At 69.1% G+C, this 12,647-nt stretch carries 11 protein-coding genes; 6 read left to right on the top strand and 5 right to left on the bottom strand.

Annotated features, from left to right (window positions below; all coding sequences use genetic code 11):
* Nucleotide 1: 1 nt before the first annotated feature.
* From IEV96_RS08865 to IEV96_RS08855, 3 genes are all read right to left on the bottom strand, one after another.
* Complete coding sequence (locus tag IEV96_RS08865; RefSeq protein WP_188510263.1) at nucleotides 2-1,300, bottom strand: O-antigen ligase family protein; 1,299 nt, start codon at nucleotides 1,298-1,300, stop codon at nucleotides 2-4.
* Nucleotides 1,297-2,610, bottom strand: a complete 1,314-nt coding sequence (locus IEV96_RS08860; protein ID WP_188510262.1) for an O-antigen ligase family protein — start codon at nucleotides 2,608-2,610, stop codon at nucleotides 1,297-1,299. The genes IEV96_RS08865 and IEV96_RS08860 overlap by 4 nt, the downstream gene beginning before the upstream one ends.
* Nucleotides 2,611-2,692: 82 nt before the next feature.
* Complete coding sequence (locus IEV96_RS08855) at nucleotides 2,693-3,874, bottom strand: acyl-CoA dehydrogenase family protein (protein WP_188510261.1); 1,182 nt, start codon at nucleotides 3,872-3,874, stop codon at nucleotides 2,693-2,695.
* Nucleotides 3,875-3,981: 107 nt separating this feature from the next.
* Here IEV96_RS08855 and manA point away from each other — a divergent pair, with 107 nt between their 5' ends.
* A complete protein-coding gene (gene manA, locus IEV96_RS08850) occupies nucleotides 3,982-5,127 on the top strand; it encodes a mannose-6-phosphate isomerase, class I (protein ID WP_188510260.1) in 1,146 nt (381 codons plus the stop codon).
* Here manA and IEV96_RS08845 read toward each other — a convergent pair.
* On the bottom strand, nucleotides 5,124-5,561 hold the full coding sequence (locus tag IEV96_RS08845; protein ID WP_229733164.1) for a GtrA family protein: 438 nt from the start codon (nucleotides 5,559-5,561) through the stop codon (nucleotides 5,124-5,126). The genes manA and IEV96_RS08845 overlap by 4 nt on opposite strands.
* A gap of 4 nt (nucleotides 5,562-5,565) precedes the next feature.
* Nucleotides 5,566-6,519 (bottom strand): GlxA family transcriptional regulator, encoded by a 954-nt coding sequence (locus tag IEV96_RS08840; protein WP_188510259.1) that lies wholly within the window; start codon nucleotides 6,517-6,519, stop codon nucleotides 5,566-5,568.
* Nucleotides 6,520-6,603: 84 nt separating this feature from the next.
* Here IEV96_RS08840 and IEV96_RS16755 point away from each other — a divergent pair, with 84 nt between their 5' ends.
* The 5 genes from IEV96_RS16755 (at nucleotide 6,604) to IEV96_RS08820 (ending at nucleotide 12,644) form a co-directional block, all read left to right on the top strand.
* On the top strand, nucleotides 6,604-6,735 hold the full coding sequence (locus IEV96_RS16755) for a hypothetical protein (protein ID WP_268235591.1): 132 nt from the start codon (nucleotides 6,604-6,606) through the stop codon (nucleotides 6,733-6,735).
* A gap of 17 nt (nucleotides 6,736-6,752) precedes the next feature.
* The gene (galE, locus tag IEV96_RS08835; protein WP_188510258.1) at nucleotides 6,753-7,715 is read left to right on the top strand and encodes a UDP-glucose 4-epimerase GalE; all 963 of its coding nucleotides are present in this window, start codon (nucleotides 6,753-6,755) and stop codon (nucleotides 7,713-7,715) included.
* Between the two features lie 116 nt (nucleotides 7,716-7,831).
* Nucleotides 7,832-8,149 (top strand): WhiB family transcriptional regulator, encoded by a 318-nt coding sequence (locus IEV96_RS08830; protein ID WP_188510257.1) that lies wholly within the window; start codon nucleotides 7,832-7,834, stop codon nucleotides 8,147-8,149.
* A gap of 114 nt (nucleotides 8,150-8,263) precedes the next feature.
* The gene (locus IEV96_RS08825) at nucleotides 8,264-11,104 is read left to right on the top strand and encodes a glycosyltransferase (protein ID WP_188510256.1); all 2,841 of its coding nucleotides are present in this window, start codon (nucleotides 8,264-8,266) and stop codon (nucleotides 11,102-11,104) included.
* Nucleotides 11,097-12,644 (top strand): DUF5719 family protein, encoded by a 1,548-nt coding sequence (locus IEV96_RS08820; RefSeq protein WP_188510255.1) that lies wholly within the window; start codon nucleotides 11,097-11,099, stop codon nucleotides 12,642-12,644. Before IEV96_RS08825 ends, IEV96_RS08820 begins: the two co-directional genes overlap by 8 nt.
* Nucleotides 12,645-12,647 lie beyond the last annotated feature (3 nt).

Below are 12,647 nucleotides of genomic sequence, written 5' to 3'. Positions count from 1 at the left end.
CTCAGGCCGCCCGCGGATCGGAGAGCGCTGTAGACGCGAACGCGCGCCGCCAGCTCAGTTCGTGCGCCGCCTTCACGCAGCAGACGACGAAGGTGAGCCAGCCGTACTCGACCAGCAGCGAGCTCTCGAACAGCCCACTCGTGAGCAGCACGAGAAGCACTAGAGCGGGCCACGCGTAGACGATGCTGCGCTTCTGCCCGGCGAGCAGCCAGGAACGCACGAAGGCGAGCCCGACGAGAACGATGAAGATGGCGAGCCCAACGAGGCCCGCCTGGAACCAGACGTCGAGGTAGGCGTTGAGGCCGGAGTACGGCACGCGCTCGATCGCGGTGAACGCCTGGAACGGAGAGATCTCCGCCCGCCAGTAGCCGAGCCAGCCCCAGCCCTCGAGCGAGTTGAGCGACACGAGGTCGAGGATCTGCCGCCAGAGCGCGAGCCGGAAGTCGAGTTCGCCGCCGGCATTGGTCATCGTGACGATGCGCGCCCTGAACCCCCACGTGACGAGGGCGCCGATAGCGGCGATCGCGAGCAGGGTGATCTGCGCCACCGTGCGGCGGGCGGGGGAGATGCGCCGGATCAGGTAGAGCGCGATGATCGCCGCACCCAGGATCACGATGACGCCGCCGATGAGCGGCGAACGGGAGAAAAACATGGTGATGCCCGCGAGCGCGAGCGAGGCGATCGCGACGGGCGGTTGGATCGACTTCGTGCGCAGCTCGGTTCCGAACGTCACCGCGGCCAGCATGGCGATGATGCCGAGCTGGTTGCGGGTGCCGAGCAGGCCCTGGATCGGACCGCCCTCGGCGAGGTTGCCCTGGATTCCGAGAAACGGGATGGGGGCGTCGACGAGCAGTCCGGAGAAGATCTCGAGCGCGAGGGACGCCACGAGCACGAACCGCAGCACGTCGCCGAAGGCGCGCACGATCTGTATGGTGTCGCGCATCAGGGCGATATAGAGGCCGACTGCCGTGTACGCGGCAAGGTAGGCGAGGCCGCCGACGGTCGCCCACTGGTACTGGCTCCAGAAGACCGTCGTCGCCGCCCAACCGAGGAACAGCGTCAACGAGATGGGCAACAGGGCCTGCCACTCCAGTTCCTCCCTCCGGGCCACGAGCGACGCGACGGCGAGCACGACGAGTCCCGAGATGATCGCGATGAGTCCCGGCCAGCCGATCACCTTGTGGATGGGGGTGGCGAGGATCGACACGGCGATCGACACGGTCGACAGCGCCTGCGCGAGACGGGGTGCCTGGAGAAAGGCCTCCGCGGCGTGGAATGCCGGGTGTCCGGAGCGGTTCATCGAGTGCCCGGCAGTACGACGGGGTCGTTGCGCTTCGTCTTGACCGCGATGACGACCAGCAGCAGCATGCCGTACTCGATGATGAGCCGGCTCTCGGCCAGGCTCTGCACGAGCAGCGCGGTGAGGATGAGCAGCGGGAGTATCGACTCGACCGAGTAGCTGCCTACGATGCCCGGCCGGGTGATGCTGCGGTCCGCGGCGAGGAACCAGGCGCGTACGGTGGTCGACACCACGAGCGCGCCGAAGACGACGACACCGACGATTCCGATCTGCAGCCACACGTCGAGCCAGGCGTTGTGCGCCTGGTACTGCTGCACGCCGCCCTCGAATGCCAGCTTGTTCAGCGGTTCGCCCCACGGCGTCCAGTAGCTCACCCAACCCCAGCCGAAGACCGGCCGCTGCGAGGCCAAACCGATGACGGCGTCCCAGATGTCGGTGCGGCCGGTTAGGTCGGGCTGCTTGCCCATCGCCGCGAGCAGTGTGTCGCGGAGGGCCACGGCGACCACGACGAGGGCGGCGACCGTCGCGGCGATGAGCCAGTAGTACCCGAACCGCCGGCGTGCGGTGGTCGCGCTGCGCACGAGCAGCACGGCGAGGGCCACCGCGATGACGGCGACGAGGGCAAGCGTGATGGTCGCGGAGCGGGTGAGATAGATCATCACGGCCGCGAAGACGACCCACGCGATGCCGGGCCAACGCTTGGTCGCACCCGCCGCGAGCTGGATAGCGAAGACGATGAGCGCGAGCAGTGCCACGAAGCCGAGCAGCGCAGAGTTGCCCACGATGCCCTGGATCTTCCCACCCTCGAGCAACAGGTCGCGCGACCAGAAGAGAGATTTCGCGAGGGTGCCGTCGTCTACATAGGGCGACCAGAACGGCAGGATCGGGCGACGGATGACGAGGGAGACGAGGAGTTCGAACAGCAGCGACAGGCTCAGGATGATCCGGAGCGCGAGTGCGAGCGCGCGGATGATCTCCAGCCACGAGTACGAGATCGCGAACGCCACCGCGGAGACGACGGTGAGCAGCGTCGCCACGACGCCGACGGCCGACGAGCTCGGATAGGCCGACCACGCGATGGACACCGTCGTCAGGCCTACGAAGGCGAGCAGCGGGTAGGGCAGTGTGCCGAGGCGCCAGTGTGGCCTGTTGCGCACGAGCAGCATGATCGAGAACACGCTCACCCCGACCACTACGGCGGCGAAACCGTACCAGGTGACCGAGTAGCGCCACACGTCGCCGGCGAGGATCGTGACGAGAGCGAAGACGAGCAGGCCCGTGCGGAAGCCGGGGCGCTCGAGAAGGGTCATGGTCGTAAGGCTAGACGAATGTGCGGTGAACGCACGATCGGCCGGTCCCCGGGGCCCGGCCGATCTACCGCAGCGCGCGCTCTTAGACGAACGCGGCCTTGCCCGTGATCGCACGGCCCACGATGAGCGTGTTCATCTCGCGGGTTCCCTCGTACGAGTAGATCGCCTCGGCGTCGGCGAAGTAACGGATCACGTCGTAGTCGAGCACGATGCCGTTACCGCCGAAGATCTCGCGGCACCAGGCGACCGTCTCGCGCATGCGGCTCGTGGTGAAGGCCTTGGCGAGGGAGGCGTGCTCGTCGCGCTGGATCCCCTCGTCGAGCATCTGCGAGACGCGGGTGACCATGCCGATCGACGCGGTGATGTTGCCGAGGCTGCGTGCGAGCAGGTCCTGCACGAGCTGGTGGCCGCCGATCTCCTTGCCGAACTGGATGCGCTCGCCGGCGTACGCGACGGCGGCCTCGTAGGCGCCGACGGAGTTGCCGACGGCCGCCCAGGCCACCTCGGCCCGGGTGAGCCGCAGCACGGCCGCGGTCTCACGGAACGACTTGGACTTCTGCAGGCGGTTCGCCTCGGGGACGACGAGATCGGTCAACACGATGTCGGCGTTCTGCACGATGCGGAGCGCCTGCTTGTTCTCGATGCGGGTGGCGGAATAGCCGGGGGTCGAGGTCGGGACGATGAAGCCCTTCACCTGACCGTCATCCGCATCTTTCGCCCAGATGATCGTGACGTCGCTGATCGAGCCGTTGCCGATCCAGCGCTTGGCGCCGTTGATGGTCCAGCTGTCGCCGTCACGCTTGGCGATCGTGCGCAGACCCTGTGCGGAGTCGGAGCCGGAGAGCGGCTCGGTGAGGCCGAAGGCGCCGAGGAGTTCGCCGCTGGCGAGCTTCGGCAGCCATTCGTCGCGCTGCTCCTGACTGCCGGCGACGGCGATCGAGCCCATCACGAGCCCGTTCTGCATGCCGACCAGCGTCGCGAGGCTCGCGTCGACGCGGGCGAGCTCGAGAGCCACCCAGCCGCGGAACACCGCGGAGTTCTCGAACCGGCGGGTCTCCTCCCACGGCTGTCCGAAGAGGCCGAGGTCGGCGAGCCCCTTGACGATGGTGCGGGGGAAGAATTCGGCGTTGGCCCACAGCCCGTTGACGAGGGGGCGCACCTCGGCCTCGAGGTAGGCGCGCAGTCGGACGATGAGGTCTTTCTCCTCGTCGGACAGGCCGTTCTCGTAGCCGAAGAAGTCGCTGCTGAGTGACTCGAATGACATTGATTTGCTCCATTGCTTGTCGGAATCCTCCGAAATCCTAGGCTCGCGGTCGGACCGCTCCTAAGCCCTTGGTACTTTGGTCTAACCGAGCGACAAGGACGGCCCCCATGTTTGTAGGCATCACCAATACCCCGCGCGACTACGCCTGGGGCTCGTCGACGGCAATCGCCGACCTGCTCGGAACCGCCCCGTCCGGCGGGCCCGAGGCCGAGCTCTGGCTCGGAGCCCATCCCGGTTCGCCGAGTCGGATAGTCGATTCGGATGACACGCTCGCCGACACCCTCGACGGGCGCCTGCCCTTCCTGCTCAAGGTGCTCGCCGCCGCGTCGCCGTTGTCGCTGCAGGCGCACCCGACCATGGAACAGGCCGCCGCCGGCTTCGAGCGCGAGAACGCGCTCGGCATCCCGCTCGACGCCCCGAACCGCAACTACAAGGACGCGTTCCACAAGCCCGAGCTGATCTTCGCGCTGAGCGACACGTTCCGGGCGCTCTGCGGCTTCCGGGCCGCGCATGCCATCACCTCCACGGTCGAGCGGATGATCGGCGCGCTTCCCGGCGACCCCGCGCTCAACGGTTTCTCCGACCGGCTCGGTTCCGACGACGACCTACGTGGCGCTTTTGAATGGCTCGTCACCGGTGGCGACGACGTCGACGAGCTGATCGCCGCGGTCGTCGAGGCGGCGGCCGGACTCGAGGGCGACAACTTCGAGCTCGTACGCGAACTCGCTGCGGCCTACCCGGGCGACCCCGGCATCGTCGTCTCGCTCATGCTCAACCTCGTGATCCTGAAGCCCGGCGAGGTGCTCTACCTCCCGGCGGGCAACATCCACGCCTACGTCGAGGGTCTCGGTATCGAACTCATGGCGGCGTCCGACAACGTGCTGCGTGGCGGTCTCACCCCGAAGCACGTCGACGTGCCCGAGCTTCTCTCCGTGCTCGACTTCACCCCGGTCCCCGTGCCGTACCTCGAGCCGATCACGCTGCCTGGCGGCGTCGCCCTGTACCGTCCCGGGGTTCCCGACTTCGAGCTCGCTGTCGTCTCCCAGCCGGTCGACGGCACGAGGTACGAGCTCGCCGGCGACAGCATCGTGCTGTGCACGGCTGGGTCGTTCACCCTCGCCGGCGACACCGGGTCCACCACGGTTGCGCGCGGCGAATCGGTTTTCGTCACCGCCGACGAGCGCGCGCTGACCATCGATGGCGACGGCGCGCTGTTCATTGCCGGTCGCGGAGCGGAGCCCGCGGGCGGCTAGACCTCGTGGGCCGCGCGCCGGAATGAGAACAGCTTGTGCCCGAAATAGCTCACGAGCGTGGTCACCACGACCACGATCGCCTGGGCCGCGAGCGGGTACATACCCGCCCCCTCGACGAGCAGGGGGAGCGCGACGGTGTTGATGATCAGCGCAACGAGGTGCACGCTCGCGAACCGCAGGAAGTCGACCACGACGCTGCCGGTACCGTTCACCCGGAACGTGAACCTGCGGTGCAGCAGGAACGCCGCCACGATGGCCACCGCGTAGGAGGCGTACAGGCTGCCGAGATAGCCGATCCGGTCGCCGACCGTCAGCCAGAAGGCGGCGAACAGGCCGTACCCGAGGAGGGTGTTCACCCCGCCGACGAGAACGAACCGCACCCGCTCGTCGGCGAGGAGCGCGAGGATCCTCCTGCGCAGCGGTCTGAGCGCCACGGTGCTACGCCGACTGACGCACGGCGAACGTGCGCCGGTACACGGTCGGCGTGGTCTGCAGCACCTTCACGAAGTGGTGCCTCATGACCTGGGCGGTGCCGAAACCCGTCTCCTGGGCGATGGATTCCAACGAGGCATCCGACTCTTCGAGAAGTTGCTGCGCCCGGATGATGCGCTGACGGTTGAGCCAGGCCGAGGGCGTAGTGCCCATGTCGGCGCGGAAGCGGCGCGCGAAGGTGCGGCTCGACATCAGCGCCTTGCGGGCCAGCTGGTCGACAGTGAGGTCTTCGGCGAGGTTCTGCATCATCCAGTCGGCGACCGCGGCGAACGAGTCGGCGCAGACGGGGGAGACCGGGGACTGGATGAACTGCGACTGGCCGCCGTCCCGCTGCGGCGGGACCACCATCCGGCGGGCGACCACGTTCGCCATAGACGCACCGAGTTCGCTGCGCACGATGTGCAGGGCCGCGTCGATGCCGGCGGCCGTTCCCGCACCCGTCACGACGTGGCGGTCTTCGACGAAGAGCACGTCGGGATTGACGTCCGTGTCGGGATACTCGGTGGCGAGACGGTCGGCGTACATCCAGTGCGTCGTCGACCTGCGGCCGTCGAGGATGCCGGCCTGGGCGAGCACGAACGCTCCGCTGCACAGGCTGAGCACCCACGCCCCGCGGGCCTCGGCGGCGCGGATCACGTCGAGGTAGCGCTCGTCGATCTCGTCGAACCGGTGCGCGGAGACGGCAACGAGATCCGCGTCCGCGGCGGCCGAGAGGTCGGACTCGATGACCATGTCGTAGCCGAGGCTCGTGCGCACGGCGCCCGGTTCGGCCGTGACGATGGTGAACTCGAAGGTCGGACCGCCCATCGCGCTGCGGTCGATGCCGAACACCTCGCAGACCACACCGAATTCGAACGGGGCGACGCCAGGGATGGCGAGCAAAACGACCTTCTTGAGCATGCGACTCCCCAATGGCAGGAATGAACCGATCGCTGTCGATTCTGCCACTGTCGGCAGAATGTCGCCACTCCTAGATTTACTGCCATGTGGATCTTCATCGTGGTACTCAGCATGCTCGTCCTCTGGGCCGTCGTCGCGGCGGTCGTCGTCGCGCTCCGCGACGGCTATCGGCCCGTTCCCGCTTGCGATTTCGAAGGAAAACGCAACCGCAGCTAGCGCGATAGCGTTGGAGCATGACATGGCTGGTAACGGGTGGAGCAGGATATATCGGGTCGCACGTCGTGAAGGCGCTGGCCCACGCGGGCCTGTCGACCGTCGTCGTCGATGACCTCTCGAGCGGCTTCCGCGACTTCGTCGGACCCGAGGTGCCGTTCGTCTACGGCTCGATCCTCGACGGCGAGCTGCTGCTCAAGACGATCGACGACCACGACGTCACGGGTGTGATCCACGTGGCCGGCTACAAGTACGCCGGGGTGAGCGTGCAGCGACCTCTGCACACGTACGAGCAGAACGTCACCGGCACGGCGGTGCTGCTCGCGGCGATGGCCGAGAAGAACGTCGACCGCATCGTGTTCTCGTCGAGCGCGGCCGTCTACGGCACGCCGCCCACAGAACTGGTGACCGAGGACACCCCGAAGAACCCCCAGTCGCCGTACGGCGAGTCGAAGCTCATCGGCGAGTGGCTGCTGCGCGACCAGGGCATCGCGGCGGGACTGCGCCACACGAGCCTGCGCTACTTCAACGTCGTCGGTTCGGGCGACCCTGCGCTCTACGACACCAGCCCGCACAACCTCTTCCCGCTCGTCTTCGCCGCCCTCAAGGCGGGCAAGACCCCGCGCATCAACGGCGACGACTACGACACGCCCGACGGCACCAACGTGCGCGACTACGTGCACGTTGCCGACCTCGCTACCTCGCATGTCGCCGCGGCCCTGCGCCTCGACGCCGGCGAGCCCCTCGAGGCTGCCTACAACCTCGGCAGCGGCGACGGCAATTCGGTGGGCGACATCATGCGCACCGTGGCCGAGGTCACCGGGATCGCGTTCGAGCCGGTCATCGCACCCCGTCGTCCGGGCGATCCCGCCCGCATCGTCGCCGCCGGCGACCTCGCCGCCCGCGACCTGGATTGGGCGATGCGCCACGACCTGCGGGAAATGGTCGCGAGCGCGTGGGAAGCAACTCGCCGCGCGTCGTAACCCTCTAACGGGGGTCGAAGGTTTTATGATCACCGACTTGACTCTGGCGAACTACACGGGTGTAATTATCTCTAACGCATTACGGTCATCCGGGTCGAGCGGCGAGGGGTAGAACAATGGCGAACAGCGAATATCGCGCCAATGTTCCAGACGACTGGTTCGTCGATCCGGTTCGTCTGGGTGTCCCCGGCGTTCGCAAGGCCGATGTCGAAGAGAATCCGCTGGCCTGGCAGACAGATTCGCTCTGCGCCCAGACCGACCCCGAGGCATTCTTCCCCGAAAAGGGCGGATCGACCCGCGAGGCGAAGAAGATCTGCGGCTCGTGCGAGGTGCGCAACAACTGCCTCGAGTACGCACTCGAGAACGACGAGCGTTTCGGAATCTGGGGCGGGCTGTCCGAGCGCGAGCGCCGGAAGCTGCGCAAGCGCGCGTAGCCGCACCACCCCGCCCGCGCGGATCGCCGAATCCAGCATTCGCGAATCTGGCATTTGTTCGGGTGCGAGCGTGTCAGGCTCCCGCTGCGAGTAGAGAGACCTAGGCTCACTGCGATGCAACCGAGAGTCACAGCGATACTTGTCGCCCGAAACGGGGCCGGCTATCTCGAGCGAACCCTCGCGGCGCTCGCGGGCCAGACCAGACGACCCGACTCCACCATCTTCACCGACGACGGTTCCACCGACGGCTCGGACTCGATCCTCGCCCGCGCCGACGCCACCGTCTTCGTGCCGGCCGCAAGTGCCCGCAGCTTCGGGTCCGCCGTCGCCAACGCCCTGCACGTGGCAGCGCCGAGCGGAGAGACCGACAACTGGCTCTGGCTGCTCGCCCACGACAACGCCCCCGCGCCGGACGCCCTGGCCGCGCTCCTCGCCGCGGTCGAGATCGCGCCCTCCGTCGCGGTGGCCGGCCCGAAGCTCATGCGCTGGCTGACGAGCGACGTCATCGAGTCGTACGGCGAGACGATCACGACCTTCGGCGCGTCCGTGTCGCTGGTCACCGGCGAACTCGACCAGGCCCAGCACGACAGGCATAACGACATGCTGGCCGTCGCCGCCGGCGGGATGCTCGTGCGCGAGAGCGTCTGGCTCGCGCTCGGCGGCTTCGACCCCGCGCTGCCGTCGGTCGACGCCGCCCTCGACTTCTGCGTGCGCGTGCGCCTCGCCGGGCACCGCATCGTCGGTGTTCCCGACGCCCGGGTGGCGAGCGCCGGCGGTCCCGAACGTTTCGACCGCCCGACGATCTCGGTGCGGTCGACGCACGCGCTGCGTCGCCGCGCACAACTGCACCGCCGGCTCGCCTACGCCCCCGCCGCGGCGCTCCCGTTCCACTGGCTCTCGCTCGTCCCCCTCGCGTTCGCCCGGTCGATATGGCATCTCATCGGCAAGCACCCCGGACTCATCGCGGGCGAGTTCGCGAGCGCCCTCGCGGCGGCCTTCAGTTCCGCGGTGCTGCCCTCGCGGCGCCGGCTGCGCAAGACCCGCGTTCTCGGGTGGGCGTCGATAGCCAAATTGCGGATGCCGTCGCGCGCGGTGCGCGAGCTGCGCGCGAACCAGAGGGCGATAGCCGCGGCACCCGGCAGTCAGACCCAGCAGGTTGCCGAGTCGACCCGACCCAGTTTCCTCTCGCAGGGCGGAGCCTGGGTGGTGCTGCTCGCGGCCGCCATCGGAGCCATCTCGTTCTCCTCGCTGTTCGGCGCGCCGGCCGTGGCCGGCGGAGCGCTCGCGCCGCTCAGCCTCACCTTCTCCGAGCTCTGGGCGAACGTCGGCTTCGGCTGGCGCGAGGTGGGAGCCGGGTTCGAGGGCGCGGCCGACCCCTTCTCGTTCGTGCTCGCCCTGCTCGGCACCCTCACCTTCTGGGCGCCCTCGCAAAGCGTTGTCGTGCTCTACTTCCTCGCCCTGCCGCTCGCCGCGCTCGGCGCGTGGTGGTGCGCTGCCCGCTTCGCGGAACGCGGCTGGTCGCCGGCGATCGCCGCCGTCCTCTGGTCGCTCGCTCCCCCCTTTCTCGCGTCGCTCGGCGGGGGACACCTCGGGGCCGTCATCGCGCACCTGCTGCTCCCGTGGGTGGTACTCGCCACCGTGAACGCCGCACGCAGCTGGGCCGCCAGCGCGGCATCCGCCCTTCTCTTCGCGGCCACGATCGCGGCTGCCCCGTCCCTCGCTCCCGCCCTGCTGATCGGCTGGCTCGCGTGGATGTTCGCGCGACCGAAGAGCATCCACCGGCTGATCGGCATCGTGATCCCGGCGGCGGCGATGTTCGCGCCGCTCGTCGTGCAGCAGGCGCTGCGGGGCAACTGGCTCGCGCTGGCCGCCGACCCCGGCGTGCCGGTGGGTGGCAGCACGACCTCGGGCTGGCAGCTCGCCCTCGGATCCCCGGTGAACGGCTACAGCGGCTGGAGCAACGTCGCGGCGGCGCTCGACCTGCACGATCTGGCCGCCCCCATCATCGTCGCAGCCCTGCTGGCGCCCCTCGCCGTGCTCGCCCTGCTCGCGCTGTTCCTCCCGGGTTCCGGCCGTGCCGTGCCGTCGATGGTCATCGCGTTCCTCGGTTTCGTGACGGCCGTCGCGGCCGCGCACGTGCATGTGTCGGCCGTGGGTGAGAGCACCGTCGCGATCTGGCCGGCGGCCGGGCTCAGCCTCTTCTGGCTCGGGCTCATCGGCGCCGTCGTCGTGACGCTCGAGGTGCTCGGCCGCGCCGTCGTGCTTCCCGCTCTGCTCGTCGGAGCGACGGCCGTCGTGCTCGCCGGGCCGCTTCTCGCCGCACCTCTCGTCGGCGACAGCGACGTGCGCACGAGCAGCGGACGCACCCTGCCGGCATTCGTCTCGGCGGAAGCGGCCGAAGACGACATGCTCGGCACGCTCGAGCTGACCGCGCAGCCCAGCGGTGCTCTCGCGGCCGTGATCTACCGCGGGGAGGGCACGAGCCTCGATTCGCAGTCCACGCTTGCCGCGACGAACACGGAAACGACCGAGGCCCAGCGCCGGCTCGCCACGCTCGCCGGCAACCTCGCCTCGAAGAGCGGGTTCGACACCGCCGCCGAGATGCAGAAGCTGCACATCGGATTCGTGCTGTCGCCGGATGCCACGGGGGAAGCGGCCACGGAGACCCGGAAACGCGCCGGAGAGGCTCTCGACGGGAACCCGTCACTCACCGCCATCGGCGAGACCTCCACCGGTTTCCTCTGGCGGTTCGCGGCACTCGACGACTCGCGGCCCGAGGTCGGCCCCGGGCCGCTCGGTTCACCACTCGGCATCATCGTGACGCTCACGCAGGGCATCGTCCTCATCATCACGCTCCTGCTCGCGGTGCCGACCGGATCGCGTCGCCGGGCGCGCACGCCCTCGAGCCGACCGAGCGAACCCGCCTCCACCTTCGAGGAGGACGACAATGTCTGATCACAACGACCCGGTCGCCCACCACATCGAACCCGTCGGCGACGATTACCCGGTCGACGAGAACGAGGCAGCCACTCCGAAGGCGAAGATCACCGCCCGCGGCGCGGCGATCGTCGGGGTGCGCATGGTCGCGGGCACCGTCGGCATCGCGGTCGCACTCGCCGCCATCGCCGGAGCGACCTTCCTCCCGATCACCACCGTCGCCACGACTCCGGCGTCGGTCGACGTCACGCCGGTCGCGACCGCACAGGAGCTTGTCTGCCCCGGCGCGCTCCTCCGCCTCGGCGACGAGTCGGGACAGTCGGCCACGACGGCGTCGTCGATCGGCGACCCGAGCGTGCGCTTCGGCTCGACCAGCGGGGGCGACGACGTGAGTGTCAACCCACTGCAGCAGTCGGACGCGGGCACGGCGGGCACCGAGAGCGCACCGGTCCAGATCCGCTCCACCACGGGCGGCGACGACGACCTCGTCTCGGGCGCGCAGGGCCAGACGCCCGGCGACGGCGAATTCGAGGGTCTCGCGACCGCCGACTGCGCCGGTGTGGCCTCGGAGACCTGGCTCGTCGGCGGATCGACCGCGGTCGGTCGCACGACGCTCATCACCCTGGCTAATCCAAGCGACACCGTCTCCACCGTCGCGCTCGCGATCAGCACCGAAGACGGCAAGGTCACGGCGCCCGGCGTCACCGGCATCGTCGTTCAGCCGCACGGCCAGCGCGTGTTGCCGCTGGCCGGCTTCGCCCCCGACGTGGAGTCGCCCGTCGTGCACGTCACGAGCAGGGGCGGCCAGATCGTCGCGAACCTCCAGCAGACCACCGTGCGCGGCATCGAGCCGGGCGGCGTCGACTTCGTGGGCGCCGGCCACACCCCGTCGACCGCCCAGATCATTTCGGGCGTTCGCGTCACGGGCACCGACGCCCTGCAGTCGCGTCTCGGCGAAGAGGGCTACGGCGACCTCGCCAGCGTGCTGCGCGTGTTCGCGCCGGGCGGCGAAGATACTCTGGCCGAGGTCAGTGTCACCTCCGACGACGGAGCGGCGGCTGGGGCGTCGTTCTCGGTCGACCTCGCGGCCGGTGTCGTCGACGACCTCGCGCTCGACGGCCTCGTCGACGGCACCTACACCGTGCACATCACCTCGTCACACCCCGTCGTCGCCGGTCTGCGGGTATCGACCGTCGCCGGGTCCGCCCCCGAGGGGGAGGCTCCTGGCAGTGACTTCGCCTGGCTCTCCACCGTCAACGCCCTGAACGACCGGGCGCTGGTTACCATCGCGGACGGCCCGGGCCCGCGGGTGAACCTTGTGAACCCCACTGATGCCGACGCCGACGTCACGCTCGAGGCCACCGACGGCGACGACCTGACCGTGACTGTGCCCGCCGAAGGCGCGGCCTCCGTCGAGGTCGCCGCGGGTGACACCTACCTCGTCGCCGGGTTCGACCGGCTCTACGGCTCGGTGAGCTATGCCAGCGACGCGCTGGTCTCCGGCTATCCGATCCAGCCGCCCGCCGCGAGCGCCGAGGCGATCACGATCTTCCCGTAGCCA

Origin of the sequence: Conyzicola nivalis (assembly GCF_014639655.1) — a bacterium.
Lineage (GTDB): Bacteria > Actinomycetota > Actinomycetes > Actinomycetales > Microbacteriaceae > Conyzicola > Conyzicola nivalis.
Note: the sequence above shows the minus strand (reverse complement) of the source record. Positions and strands in the feature narration are given on the sequence as shown.